Here is a 13,734-nt window from a genome sequence, read left to right on the forward strand (position 1 = left end):
ATGACAACCAATGTGCCACAGGTGCAATTCACGCCTGAGGGCGTCGTATTGCCTGAAGAAAGCGAAATATTGCAGGGAGTTCAGGCCGACATCGATCAGGCCTTTGGCGGCGGTGTAAACCCCCAGCTATCTTCACCGCAGGGACAGCTTGCCCAGAGCCAGGCCGCTATCATCGGCAATAAAAATGACCAGATAGCGGAGATATCGAACCAGGTGGATCCCGATACCTCAAGCGGGCGCTGGCAGGATGCTATTGGCCGGATTTATTTTATCGAACGCATATCCGCCAGCGGCACAGTTGTAACGGGTACTTGCAGGGGAAAGGTGAATACGCCAATCCCTGCCGGTTCAATGGCAGAGGATACCAGCGGTTATCTCTATTACAGTCTCGTTGACGCAAGAATTGGAGCCGACGGGACGGTCGATGTCGATTTTCAGTGCTCAACCACGGGCCCGATTGCTTGCCCTGCAGGCGCGCTGTCGAAAATATTCCGTGCGCAAATCGGGTGGGACAGCATCACCAATAAAACAGCCGGTACGCCGGGAGTGGATGTGGAGAGCCGGGCTGATTTTGAGTTCAGGCGGCGTAATAGCGTGGCCGCAAATGCCGTTAACTCCCCACAGTCGATACTTGCCAGCGTCCTTAGCGTTAATAACGTCCTTGACGCATATGTTAAGGACAACGACAAAAATACGGATATCACTTTCGGCGTAACGAATTTCCCGATTGCTAAAAACTCCGTATGCGTTTCCGTTGCAGGGGGAGATCCCGCAGCGGTAGCAGATGCAATCTGGAAGAAAAAATCGCTTGGGTGCTCCTATACGGGCAATACGTCTTTCACTGTTGAAGATCGGGACGGGTATGAAACGCCATACCCCGAGTATGTGGTTTCCTGGCTGACACCGACCGCCAGCGCCGTTTTCTATAAAGTCCAGATAAGTGCCAACGACCAACTGCCATACGACATTGAAGACAGCGTCAGGCAAGCCGTTATCAGTGCATTCAACGGGCAGGATGGTGGTTCACGCGCACGCATAGCAAGCACTATCTACGCCGGACGATATTATGCAGGCGTGTCAGCTGTCGACAGCAACGTCAATATTCTCTCAATCACGCTCGGTCTGTCTGCCAGCTCATTGAGTACTTCGCTGGCTCTGGGTATCGATCAGCGCCCCACACTAAGCCCCGAAAATATTACCGTGGAGCTCGTGGACGTATGAATAATGTTTCCGACACACTGCTAAGCCAGTACGCAAACAGTCCGACTATTGTCGGTCTCATTAACAGCTTTAACGAGAATATTGATCCCTCGGTGAACCTGGACGATTTCTACAATTTTGTCTGGAACGTCGATACAGCCCAGGGATTCGGGCTCGATATATGGGGGAAGATCGTAAACGTTTCCCGCAAGCTTGAACTGGTGACTGAAGATGTTTATCTCGGTTTTACTGAAGCCAACTTTACCACTCCTGTATATACCGATCCCCGGCCCTTTGGATCCGGCATTTTCTACACCGGGATCCAGACAGGGACATATGTTTTCTCTCTCACAGATTCGGCTTACAGACGGTTAATCATGGTTAAGGCCATGGCAAACATAACTGACTGCACCGCGCCGAACGTAAATCGCCTGCTGCGCTTTCTCTTTGAAGGGAGAGGGCGCTGCTATGTTGAAGATATGGGCGAAATGCAGATGCGCTATGTCTTCGAATTCCCGTTAACCACAATTGAGTATTCGATCATGGTGAATACCAATGTCGTTCCCCGGCCGGCAGGCGTAACCACATACATACAGCGTCCACCTTCTGACGAATAACACCAGAGGATCATGAATGAAACTTGCTTCTATACCGGCTCGCGTTCCGGTGCCTTTTGCTGATCAGGGGACAAAAAACGCAATACCTGTTAATTCTCAGATTGGGGTTAAAGATGGCGCGGCATCGTACACAGATGGGTTTCCTCCGCTGACGATGACACCTATTGCTGCAGGTGGTATTCCGCCTGCCGGCGGGGATTTCAACGGCATACTGAACGCTATCACACAATCAGTGCGCTGGGCGTGCGCTGGCGGACAGTACTCTTATGATGATGCTTTTTCAACATCGATAGGGGGCTACCCAAAAGGCGCACTGATTCAGAACACTGCAGGGGATGTTTTCTGGCTCAATACCACAGACGATAACAGTACCAACCCCGACACAGGAGCAGGATGGATCCCCGCTATTCGCTATGGATTAACCTCTGTAGCACTCGCAGGAACGAATATAACACTGACTCCTGAGCAGGCAGCAAAAGAGACCATCGTACTCACGGGGACCCTGACGGCAAACGTGCAGGTAATCATGCCTGCATGGGTTGAAACGTGGCTGGTAATTAACAACACAACAGGCGCTTTTACTGTATCAGTGAAAACCTCCTCAGGTAGCGGGGTGAATATTGGGGCCGGAACCACAAACCAGATTTATGGCGACGGAAACAATATTTATTATGGCGCTTTGATGGTGCGAAATAATCTGGCGGAGATCAAGGCGGCCGGGACGAATTCTCAAGCAGCAGCCAGGGCTAACCTTGGACTGAGTGATATGTCTACGGCTAATCCAAATGATTTTGTACCCTCAACCCGAAAAATTAATAATAAACAGCTTAATGCTGATATTACTCTTAACGCTAACGATGTAAGTGCGGTTTCATCTACTGGTGGGAGCTATAGCGGTACATTCAAATTTGGAAGAATTGAAACATTACCAACAGAATCCAATATGTCTGCACTATATAATGTGCAAGCTGGAGTTGGTGGGGTTGTGTCAGGTGTTGAGTTCAACTGGTATGGTCAAAAATTTACTGTTGGTATTACCCGTGACGCTGGGACTGGTACAAATGGTTTAGTATTCCAGCATAATGGATTTACACGATTAACAATTGATAAAAATGGGAATTTAATCTCGGTTGGGGAAATTTCCTCTGGTGGGAAAATAGTTTCTGGGGCAGGGGTTTATGATACGCCTAATGTCCGTGTCTATTCATCAAACAACCCTCCGCCACAACAGGATTTAAGCTCTTATGCAAAAAGAGATGCTATTACATATGTAGGGCTTGAGTCGAATAACCCTATAGCTCCTTATTTACGTCAGGAATCCACTAATGCCATAATCTATCTGGCTCCTCGTGATTGGGTTAATGGTAATTTTTTGACTGGAGTGCGTTTAGGTGCTCAGGCCGGGGCTAACAATAACAATAGTGGATGGGCCATGGCACCAGATGGCGCAGTTCTTACTGGTTCATATCAGGATACAAATTATACAGCGGTATATTATAGATATCCGCAGTATAGGGTTAATGGGACATGGTATAACATTGGAGTAGCATGATGATCGCAGGAAAATTTACAAAATATACACCTACAAACGAAAAGCTCTTAGAAGATGCTAAATTTATTAAAAATAACACAGGTATGGATGTTGTTTTTTTGCAAACAGAACAAGGTGATGACTGGTATGAAATTCAATCAATGTTTTCACCAGATACTATAAAAATAGTATACGATGAAAATAAAGTCATTACGTCATATTCCCGTGATGTATCTTCACTGAATCCTATTGACTCCTTTATTGCGGAGGTTTCAGAGGATGATTTTCCCGAAGATATTGATATATTGGGTGGTTGGGGATTTGATGGGGAAAAGGTTGTCAAAATTAATCCAGACCCTTTGGAAGAAAATAATCGCATAAAAAATCAGTTGATAAGTGAAGCTACAGCAGTTATAGCTCCTTTACAGGACGCTGCAGACTTATCAATTGCAACGACTGAGGAGACCGAAAGCTTATATGAGTGGAAGAAATACCGAGTTCTTTTGAGCAGGGTTGATCCAAAAAAACCAAACTGGCCGCCAAAACCAACCCAATAATATTATTTCTTTCTAAACCTTATAATGGTATTGAGATATAAAGGTAAAATTAATATTTGAACTTTTCGTGATGCCCTGAAGCTCCCAATAAAAGTTAGTAAGGCACGGCGCAGATTTTTCTGTTCTCCATGGGGAAGTTTTGATCCGTTGTTTTTTACTAACATGTATTTTATGAGGTTAAATATTCTTTGCGCAGTAGGGAAGAGTGCTTTTTTAATGTCTGTATTATCTTTTGCCAGCAACGAAAGTGATTGAACTGCGTAAACAAGGTCAATAATATCTTTTTGCCTGAACGTTTGGGTTATGCTTTTTTTATGATAACGATACCAGATTAAGGATTTGTCAATTCCATAAATAACTTTGCTATGCAAATAAATTACCGGAACTGTACTCATATCTTCATAGAGTCGGCCTGTAGGGAATTGAATATCAAACTCATGGAATAGGGCGGTTTTATAAACTCTCGCCCATGGATACCATTTGCATCTTTTGAATGCTGGAGATAATTCTGACACGGAGTGTATATCAATCCTTCCAGAGAATACAGAGCAATCGATATGTTCAACTATATTAGTTATTTCACCATCGAATTGCTCGGCGTTAAACTCTACTATATCAATAGTGGAGTCATCTATTAGAGGTAATATTTCGCGCCAGAAACCAGTATGAAAAAAATCATCGGAATCTAAAAAAGCAATATATTCACCTTTGGCTGTTTTTATGCCTGCATTTCTTGCTGCAGAAAGGCCGGCATTTTCTTGATGAATGACTGTTATATTTTTGTCTTTGTAATTCTGAATTGTACGCTCAATAATATCAGGGCTGTCGTCTGTCGAACCATCATTTACTATTATCAGTTCAATCGTTTGCGACATAAATGGTAGAATTGATTGCAGGCATTCAGCAATGAAATCTCGCGAATTATAACAGGGTACTACCACGCTTAATTTTACTTCATTCATCCTCAACGATGCTCCATGGCTACCAGTTTATTTAGGTCTTTAGCGCTTTATTTTACCTGAGCTGGCATTAAAGCGAAACAACCTGAGGTCTCTTGGTCGTCCTAGTGCGCTATGTGAGTAAACGATACGCGCACGCAGAAATGTGACGATAATCCGTTGATATAGGTCATTAAGCACACAAGGATGTGAACGGCTGTCTTCCCCAAAACTATTTTTATATGCTTGATTTAAAACGCTTTATTTGGGGGTGTTTTGCGACATGATTATGAGGGTATTTATTCGGCAATCTGCTGATTTGGTTGGAAAAATTTGAAAGTGTTTTATCTCCATCCGTGCAAGGTGAAAAGCATCTAAACCAAACATGCACAGCCTCAATGTCAAACGGTGTGCTGTTATGGTATAGGGGCAAAGTTCGGACTGTCAGACGCAGAAAAGTGATTTTTAACCATAACAGTTGGCTTAAAGCTCATGCTTTAGGCATCTGATATACCTCGCGTGAGGAATAAAAACTGTATTTTTATGAATTTTACGCATAAAACTGCTTGCCTTGTCGTCTGCGCCGTGCGTTAATGACCCTCTGGTTTTGAGTCCAAATAAATATCTGACGTAGTTTTATAAAGCAGTTCTCATCACGTTGTGCCTCTCCGCAGCCTCTCTTGGGTCTTTATCTACTTTCCGATTCGTTTTGTTTAAAACCATTATTGCCCAATCGGCCCATTAGTAATTTACGTTTTTACGTTACAGGAGAATCCTATGACTTCTTATATTCATTTCCGCTGCCCATGCTGTCATGGCTCGCAGTACCGTACCTCAGTCTTTGATATGTCCGAGAAAAACCCACTCGGCGCGAAATGCATCTTTTGCAAATCGTCGATGATTACGCTCGATCACCTGGCCGCTGCGCGCCAGGCGCAAAGCCACGTTACCGAGTACCGTAAGTAATTTGTTTCACGAACTATAACAGTTAGCTAAATCTTCTCTTTTTCTCCTGCTGATATACACTGTCGGTCACAAGGAGAATTTGATGAAAAAATACCAGCGTCTGGCGCAACAAATTATCTCGCAGATTGAGCTTGGCGTATGGCTGCCGGGCGATAAGCTGCCTTCGCTGCGAGAGCAGGTGGCGAGCAGCGGCATGAGTTTTATGACCGTTGGCCACGCGTATCAGATGCTGGAAAGTCAGGGGCGCATTGTCGCCAGACCGCAGTCGGGCTATTACGTTGCCTCGCGCCCGACCGCACATCAGCCTGCTCCACCTGCCCAGGTGATGCGTGACGAAGTGGTGGATATTAATACCTACATCTTCGACGTCTTACAGGCCAGCCGCGACCCGTCCGTTGTTCCTTTTGCCTCCGCGTTTCCCGATCCCCGACTTTTCCCGCTGCAGCAGCTCAACCGTTCGCTGGCGAACGTCAGCAAAACCGCGACGGCGATGAGCGTGATTGAGAACCTGCCCCCGGGTAACGTCGATCTCCGCCACGCCATTGCCCGTCGCTACGCGCAGCAGGGGATGAACATCTCCCCGGAAGAGATCGTGATCACCGCAGGCGCGCTTGAAGCGCTCAATCTCAGCCTGCAGGCGGTAACCGAGCCGGGCGACTGGGTGATAGTCGAAAACCCGTGTTTTTACGGCGCGCTGCAGGCGCTGGAACGCCTGAAGCTCAAAGCGTTGTCGATTGCGACGGATGTCCGCGAGGGGATTGACCTGAATGCCCTTGAACAGGCGCTGAAGGAGTACCCGGTTAAAGCCTGCTGGATCATGACCAACAGTCAGAACCCGCTTGGCTTCACGCTGAGCGCGGAGAAAAAAGCGCAGCTTGTCGCGCTGTTAACGCAGCACAACGTCCCCCTGATTGAAGACGATGTCTACAGCGAGCTCTATTTTGGCCGTGAAAAGCCGCTCCCGGCGAAAGCATGGGATCGCCAGGATATGACGCTGCACTGCTCGTCCTTTTCAAAATGCCTGGTAGCCGGTTTTCGCATCGGCTGGGTTGCGGCAGGAAAACACGCGAGACGCATTCAGCAGTTGCAGCTGATGAGCACGCTCTCCACCAGCTCACCCGTGCAGCTAGCGCTGGTGGATTACCTGGCGACGAAACGCTACGACGCCCATCTGCGCCGGCTGCGGCGTACGCTCGCCGAGCGAAAACAGCAGGCCTGGCAGTCTCTTTTGCGCCATATGCCTGCCGGCGTCAAAATCCACCATAACGACAGCGGCTACTTTTTATGGCTGGAGCTTCCGGCGCAGCTGGATGCGGGTCTGCTCAGCGAAAAAGCCTTAACGCACCACATCAGCATTGCGCCCGGAAAGATGTTTTCCACCTCCGACGCGTGGACACCGTTCTTCCGGTTTAATACCTCCTGGGCCTGGGGAGAGCGAGAAGAGCAGGCGGTCATTCAGTTAGGGAAATTAATTAGTACGATGCTGGAATAAACTTTTCTCCGTTATTTAAATAATCAATTCTTATCCAGATGACGGCGCTGCGAATATTTCGTGGTGCCCTGTCATAGGAAATCTGCATACCGTCTCTCGCGGCTAACTCCTTGTCTATAATCCAGTTAACGGGGAATGCGCCCTCGGTCACACCTTGATGAAATTTCCTGAAGCCGTACGGTGCGGCGCATTTGCGCGGTCTACGTTTAATAAGGGAGATATTTTTACGGCACGGCTGCCGCTAAATTCATTGCGACAGGAGTAACTCTTATGAGCAAACATTTTGCCCGCAGCAGCCTGTGCGCGCTCGGCATGACTATCATGACAGCGCAAGCCGCAGAACCACCAAAGGCCATCGGCGACGGGGAAGGTCGGTTGGATATTATCGCCTGGCCGGGATACATCGAACGCGGACAGACGGATAAAAATTATGACTGGGTCACCCAGTTTGAAAAAGAGACCGGGTGTGCGGTCAACGTCAAGACGGCGGCCACGTCGGATGAAATGGTCAGCCTGATGGCGAAAGGGGGATATGACCTGGTCACCGCCTCGGGTGACGCCTCCCTGCGCCTGATAATGGGTAAACGCGTTCAGCCCATTAACCCCGACCTCATCCCCAACTGGAAAACGCTCGACGCGCGGATTGTGAAAGGGGAATGGTTTAACGTCGGCGGGAAAGTCTACGGCACGCCGTATCAGTGGGGGCCAAACCTGCTGATGTACAACACCAAAACCTTCCCGACGCCGCCGGACAGCTGGAGCGTGGTCTTTACCAAACAGGATCTGCCGGACGGTAAAACCAATCAGGGACGCGTTCAGGCCTATGACGGCCCGATTTATATCGCCGATGCGGCGCTCTTCGTCAAAGCTACCCAGCCGCAGCTGGGTATCAAAGACCCTTACCAGCTCACCGAAGCACAGTATGCCGCCGTGCTGAAAGTGCTGCGCGACCAGCACGCGCTGATCCATCGCTACTGGCATGACACCACCGTTCAAATGAGCGATTTCAAAAATGAAGGCGTCGTGGCCTCCAGCGCCTGGCCGTATCAGGCGAATGCCCTGAAGGCTGAGAACCAGCCCGTTGCCACCGTCTTCCCGAAAGAGGGGGTGACCGGCTGGGCGGATACCACCATGCTGCACGCGCAGGCAAAACACCCGATGTGCGCCTATAAGTGGATGAACTGGTCGCTGACGCCGAAAGTGCAGGGCGATCTGGCGGCCTGGTTTGGCTCCCTGCCCGTGGTTGCTGAAGGGTGTAAGGCCAGCACGCTGCTGGGTGATAAAGGCTGCGAAACAAACGGTTATAACGAGTTCGACAAAATCATGTTCTGGAAAACCCCTATCGCCGAAGGCGGCAAATTTGTCCCTTACAGCCGCTGGACGCAGGATTACATCGCCATCATGGGCGGTCGTTAATTGCCCGGGAGCAGAACATGACGTACGCGGTAGAGTTTAACAACGTTTCCCGTCTGTACGGCGACGTACGGGCGGTGGATGGGGTCACCATTGCTATTCGTGACGGAGAATTTTTCTCCATGCTGGGGCCTTCGGGCTCCGGCAAAACCACCTGCCTGCGTCTGATCGCGGGTTTTGAACAGCTGTCAGGCGGCACAATTTCTATCTTCGGCAAAGAGGCGAGCGAGCTGCCTCCCTGGGAGCGGGATGTGAATACCGTCTTTCAGGACTACGCGCTGTTCCCGCATATGTCGATCCTCGACAATGTTGCCTACGGGCTGATGGTCAAAGGCATCGACAAGAAAAAACGTCATGCGCAGGCCCGTGATGCCCTGGAAAAAGTGGGCCTGAGCTTTGCCGTTGCCCGCAAACCTTCACAACTTTCCGGCGGCCAGCGGCAGCGTGTCGCCATCGCCCGGGCGCTGGTCAATGAGCCGCGCGTCCTGCTGCTGGATGAACCCTTAGGTGCGCTCGATCTCAAACTGCGTGAACAGATGCAGTTCGAGCTAAAGAAGCTTCAGCAGGAACTCGGCATCACCTTTATTTTTGTCACCCACGATCAGGGCGAGGCCCTTTCCATGTCAGACCGGGTGGCGGTGTTCAATAACGGGCGCATCGAGCAGGTGGATACTCCGCGCGATCTCTACATGCGTCCGCGCACGCCGTTTGTCGCCGGTTTTGTCGGCACGTCCAACGTCTTTGATGCGGGACTTGCGCAGAAAATATGCGGCATGGAAGGCAGCTATTCCCTGCGCCCGGAACATATTCGCCTTAATGAGGGCGGAGACGTTCAGGTTCAGGGCATCGTGCAGGCCGTTCAGTATCAGGGAGCGGCCACGCGGCTGGAGCTGAAGCTTGCCGATGGCGCCAAACTGCTGGTGAGCCAGGCCAATCTCAGTGAAACCTCGTCGCTGAGCGGCATTGCGCCGGGGCAGGCGGTGATGGCGTCGTGGTCACGCGAGGCGATGATTCGCCTGCACGAGGAGAGGTGAAATGTCTATGAGTGTCGCGCATCCTCCCGCCTCGCACGGCCGCTTAAGCCGCATGACGGCGCTGTTCTGGCGTAAACCGTCGCTCGGCCTGTTCCTGCTTCTGCTCGCGCCGCTCATGTGGTTTGGCATCGTCTATCTAGGATCGCTTCTGACCCTGCTGTGGCAAGGATTTTACACCTTTGACGATTTCACCATGGCCGTCACGCCGGATCTGACCCTGGCGAACATTCAGGCGCTTTTCAACCCGGCAAACTACGACATTATCCTGCGCACGTTAACCATGGCGATTGCGGTGACGATTGCCAGCGCCATCCTGGCCTTCCCGATGGCCTGGTACATGGCGCGATACACCCGCGGCAAGTGGAAAGCGTTTTTCTATATCGCTGTGATGCTGCCAATGTGGGCGAGCTACATCGTCAAAGCCTACGCCTGGACGCTGCTGCTTGCGAAGGACGGGGTGGCGCAGTGGTTTCTCAACCATATGGGGCTGGAGCCGATCCTGACCTCACTCCTTACGCTCCCGGCGATTGGCGGCAACACCTTGTCCACCTCCGGACTGGGACGGTTTCTGGTCTTCGTCTATATCTGGCTGCCGTTTATGATCCTGCCCGTCCAGGCGGCGCTGGAACGCCTGCCTGCCTCGCTACTGCAGGCCTCAGCCGACCTCGGCGCGCGCCCTCGCCAGACCTTTCGCTACGTCGTTCTGCCGCTGGCGATCCCGGGTATTGCGGCAGGCTCAATATTCACCTTTTCCCTGACGCTGGGGGATTTCATCGTTCCGCAGCTGGTGGGGCCGCCGGGCTACTTCATCGGTAACATGGTCTACTCGCAGCAGGGCGCCATTGGCAATATGCCCATGGCCGCCGCGTTCACGCTGGTGCCCATCGTACTGATTTCACTCTATCTGGCGTTCGTGAAACGTCTGGGAGCATTCGATGCACTCTGAACGCGCACCGCTGTTCCTGAAAGTGGCAGCCTGGGGAGGCGTTATCTTCCTGCACTTCCCGCTGCTGATTATCGCGACCTATGCCTTTAATACCGAAGACGCGGCCTTCAGCTTTCCGCCGCAGGGCCTGACGCTGAAGTGGTTCAGCGTGGCGGCGGGGCGCGGCGATATTATTGAATCAGTGACGTTGTCACTTCAGATTGCCGCGCTCTCCACCGCGATTGCCCTTGTGCTTGGCACGCTTGCTGCAGCGGCGCTGTGGCGAAGCGAGTTTTTTGGCAAGAATGCGATCTCGCTGCTGCTGCTGTTGCCGATTGCGTTGCCGGGGATCATCACCGGTCTGGCGCTGCTGACGGCATTCAAAACGATCGACCTTGAGCCTGGGTTTTTCACCATCGTGGTCGGACACGCCACCTTTTGCGTGGTGGTGGTGTTTAACAACGTGATTGCCCGGTTCAGACGCACCTCCTGGAGCCTGGTGGAAGCGTCGATGGATCTCGGGGCCGACGGATGGCAAACCTTCCGCTATGTGGTGCTGCCCAATCTGGGTTCCGCTCTGCTGGCCGGGGGTATGCTGGCGTTTGCCCTGTCGTTTGACGAGATAATCGTCACAACGTTTACGGCGGGACACGAGCGCACGTTACCGCTGTGGTTGCTCAATCAGCTCGGTCGTCCGCGCGACGTTCCGGTCACCAACGTCGTAGCACTGCTGGTGATGCTGGTGACAACTATCCCCATTCTGGGAGCCTGGTGGCTAACCCGCGACGGTGAGAACATCGCCGGCAGCGGGAAATAACAGTGAATTCAACAGGAAAATGCTATGCAAACACAACTGCTGATAGAGGGAAAACTGGTAACCGGAGAGGGAGAAAAGCAGCCGGTCTATAACCCGGCCACTGGAAAACTCCTGCTGGAGATTGCCGAGGCGTCAGCGGCTCAGGTCGACGCGGCGGTTCAGGCGGCCGACCGTGCCTTTGCGGAGTGGGGGCAAACCACGCCGAAGACGCGCGCCGAGTGCCTGCTGAAGCTGGCGGATGCGATTGAAGCGCATGGGGAGGACTTTGCCCGGCTCGAATCCCTCAACTGCGGGAAGCCGCTGCACTGTGCTCTGGGTGATGAAATTCCGGCGGTGGTCGACGTTTTCCGTTTCTTTGCCGGGGCCGCCCGCTGTCTGAACGGGCTGGCCGCCGGGGAGTACCTTGACGGCCACACGTCGATGATCCGCCGCGATCCGGTGGGTGTGGTTGCCTCTATTGCCCCATGGAACTATCCGCTGATGATGGCGGCCTGGAAGCTGGCCCCCGCGCTGGCGGCAGGGAACTGCGTGGTGATTAAGCCCTCAGAGATCACGCCGCTGACCGCGCTGAAGCTGGGAGAGCTGGCAAAAGATATCTTCCCGGCAGGCGTTCTGAACGTCCTGTTTGGCCGGGGGAAAACGGTTGGCGATCCGCTTACCGGGCATGAAAAAGTCCGTATGGTCTCGCTGACCGGTTCGATTGCTACCGGGGAACATATCATCGGCCATACCGCGTCATCCATTAAACGCACCCACATGGAGCTGGGCGGTAAAGCGCCGGTTATCGTCTTTGATGATGCCGACCTGGATGCGGTTGTCGAAGGGGTGCGGACGTTTGGTTTCTACAATGCCGGGCAGGACTGTACGGCGGCCTGCCGGATTTATGCCCAGAAGGGCATCTATGCCGCGCTGGTGGAAAAGCTGGGCGCAGCGGTCGCCAGCCTCAAAATGGGTGCGCCGGAGGATGCCTCTACCGAACTGGGACCGCTCAGCTCGGCCGCCCATCTTTCACGCGTCTGTCAGGCGGTCGATGCGGCGAAAGCGCTCGGCCACATCCGCGTTGTCACCGGCGGGAGCAAAAAAGAGGGGGCGGGCTACTACTTCCAGCCAACCCTGCTGGCGGGGGCAAAACAGGACGACGCCATCGTTCAGCGGGAGGTGTTTGGCCCGGTGGTGAGCGTCACCGAGTTTGACGACGAGGCGCAGGTGCTGGCCTGGGCGAACGATTCGCAGTATGGACTGGCGTCATCGGTCTGGACCAAAGACGTGGGCCGCGCCCATCGCCTGAGCGCGCGCCTGCAGTACGGCTGCACCTGGGTGAATACCCATTTTATGCTGGTGAGCGAAATGCCGCACGGCGGCATGAAGTTATCCGGCTACGGCAAAGATATGTCGGTCTACGGGCTTGAGGATTATACGGTCGTGCGGCATGTCATGATCAAACACTAAGCCCGCCATGCCTGGCCGCATGCGCGGCCAGGCGTTTCCCGCGCCCGCCATGAGTGTTACGCAAGATACTCAATTGTTATTATCCGTAATATTTAAGTGGTTATTCTGTAACGAAAAAACTTGATCTGTATCAACATATGACGCATATTGCGTGCGGTTATTTTTTCGGCTCTGGTATACAGAATGACGTTGTATCAAAAGATGTTGGTTTTTTACGCAATCATGGCTTCCATCTGCGCATTAATTACCTGGTTCCTCTCTAAAGACCGCAAACGTATCCGCCTGCTCAGCGCTTTTCTGGTGGGGTCAACCTGGCCAATGAGCTTTCCCGTTGCGCTGCTGGTCTCGCTTTTCTGAAGCACGCTTCCATTTTTAAAAGATGAATATGGCATTCCAGATACGGTAACTGTATAAATAAACAGTGCATCGTAAAAGGAGTGCTTATGAACAGTTTTTACTCGCAGCAGGCCGGTTGTACCGTGCGCTGGCATGACCTGCCCGGCACCGGCGATCCCGTGGTGTTCATTCACGGGCTGGGCTGCGCCTCTTCCTATGAATATCCCCGTGTCGTTCATGACCCGCTGTTTGGCGCGCGTAGAGCGATTCTCATCGATTTGCCCGGCAGCGGCTACAGCGACAAGCCTGAGCACTACAGCTATAAAACCACCGACCAGGCGCACGTTGTGGCGGAACTGATTGACCATCTAGAGCTGGAGTCCTTTTGGTTATACGGCCACAGCATGGGCGGCAGCATTGCTATCGAAACGGCGGGGCTGCTGGCGTCGCGCGTGAAGG

14 protein-coding genes are annotated in these 13,734 nt (G+C 52.2%); 13 read left to right on the plus strand and 1 reads right to left on the minus strand.

Annotated features, from left to right (window positions below; genetic code table 11):
- The 4 genes from DEO48_RS00910 to DEO48_RS00925 are packed head-to-tail and all read left to right on the plus strand — an operon-like array spanning nt 1 to nt 3,905.
- Entirely contained in the window at nt 1–1,221 is a 1,221-nt protein-coding gene (locus DEO48_RS00910; RefSeq protein ID WP_109844055.1) for a baseplate J/gp47 family protein, read from the plus strand.
- The gene (locus DEO48_RS00915) at nt 1,218–1,817 is read left to right on the plus strand and encodes a DUF2612 domain-containing protein (RefSeq protein ID WP_109844056.1); all 600 of its coding nucleotides are present in this window, start codon (nt 1,218–1,220) and stop codon (nt 1,815–1,817) included. The genes DEO48_RS00910 and DEO48_RS00915 overlap by 4 nt, the downstream gene beginning before the upstream one ends.
- A 16-nt stretch (nt 1,818–1,833) precedes the next feature.
- Entirely contained in the window at nt 1,834–3,369 is a 1,536-nt protein-coding gene (locus DEO48_RS00920; protein WP_109844057.1) for a hypothetical protein, read from the plus strand.
- Entirely contained in the window at nt 3,366–3,905 is a 540-nt protein-coding gene (locus DEO48_RS00925) for a tail fiber assembly protein (protein ID WP_109844058.1), read from the plus strand. Before DEO48_RS00920 ends, DEO48_RS00925 begins: the two co-directional genes overlap by 4 nt.
- 2 nt (nt 3,906–3,907) lie before the next feature.
- Here DEO48_RS00925 and DEO48_RS00930 read toward each other — a convergent pair whose 3' ends face one another.
- Complete coding sequence (locus tag DEO48_RS00930) at nt 3,908–4,867, minus strand: glycosyltransferase (RefSeq protein ID WP_109844059.1); 960 nt, start codon at nt 4,865–4,867, stop codon at nt 3,908–3,910.
- 753 nt (nt 4,868–5,620) lie between these two features.
- On the opposite strand from DEO48_RS00930, the gene DEO48_RS00935 reads away from it, so the two are divergent.
- The 9 genes from DEO48_RS00935 to DEO48_RS00975 form a co-directional block, all read left to right on the plus strand.
- Complete coding sequence (locus DEO48_RS00935; protein WP_023335881.1) at nt 5,621–5,809, plus strand: hypothetical protein; 189 nt, start codon at nt 5,621–5,623, stop codon at nt 5,807–5,809.
- Nucleotides 5,810–5,891: 82 nt separating this feature from the next.
- Nucleotides 5,892–7,301: a PLP-dependent aminotransferase family protein gene (locus DEO48_RS00940; protein WP_033145692.1), complete on the plus strand. Its 1,410-nt coding sequence runs from the start codon at nt 5,892–5,894 to the stop codon at nt 7,299–7,301.
- A gap of 270 nt (nt 7,302–7,571) precedes the next feature.
- Nucleotides 7,572–8,717 (plus strand): putative ABC transporter substrate-binding protein YdcS, encoded by a 1,146-nt coding sequence (ydcS, locus tag DEO48_RS00945; protein WP_109844060.1) that lies wholly within the window; start codon nt 7,572–7,574, stop codon nt 8,715–8,717.
- Between the two features lie 17 nt (nt 8,718–8,734).
- Nucleotides 8,735–9,748, plus strand: a complete 1,014-nt coding sequence (locus DEO48_RS00950) for an ABC transporter ATP-binding protein (RefSeq protein ID WP_064672621.1) — start codon at nt 8,735–8,737, stop codon at nt 9,746–9,748.
- A gap of 1 nt (nt 9,749) precedes the next feature.
- Nucleotides 9,750–10,694 carry an ABC transporter permease gene (locus DEO48_RS00955; protein ID WP_023311994.1) on the plus strand — a complete coding sequence of 315 codons (945 nt, stop codon included), beginning with the start codon at nt 9,750–9,752 and terminating at the stop codon, nt 10,692–10,694.
- The gene (locus DEO48_RS00960) at nt 10,684–11,490 is read left to right on the plus strand and encodes an ABC transporter permease (RefSeq protein WP_029741505.1); all 807 of its coding nucleotides are present in this window, start codon (nt 10,684–10,686) and stop codon (nt 11,488–11,490) included. Before DEO48_RS00955 ends, DEO48_RS00960 begins: the two co-directional genes overlap by 11 nt.
- A 24-nt stretch (nt 11,491–11,514) precedes the next feature.
- Entirely contained in the window at nt 11,515–12,939 is a 1,425-nt protein-coding gene (patD, locus tag DEO48_RS00965; protein ID WP_109844061.1) for an aminobutyraldehyde dehydrogenase, read from the plus strand.
- Between the two features lie 183 nt (nt 12,940–13,122).
- Complete coding sequence (locus DEO48_RS00970; RefSeq protein ID WP_013096478.1) at nt 13,123–13,296, plus strand: GhoT/OrtT family toxin; 174 nt, start codon at nt 13,123–13,125, stop codon at nt 13,294–13,296.
- An 86-nt stretch (nt 13,297–13,382) separates the two neighbouring features.
- Nucleotides 13,383–13,734 (plus strand): alpha/beta fold hydrolase (locus tag DEO48_RS00975; RefSeq protein ID WP_146198225.1); only part of this gene is annotated, 352 nt, incomplete at its 3' end.

Origin of the sequence: Enterobacter sp. CGMCC 5087 (assembly GCF_003144775.1) — a bacterium.
Lineage (GTDB): Bacteria > Pseudomonadota > Gammaproteobacteria > Enterobacterales > Enterobacteriaceae > Enterobacter > Enterobacter cloacae_M.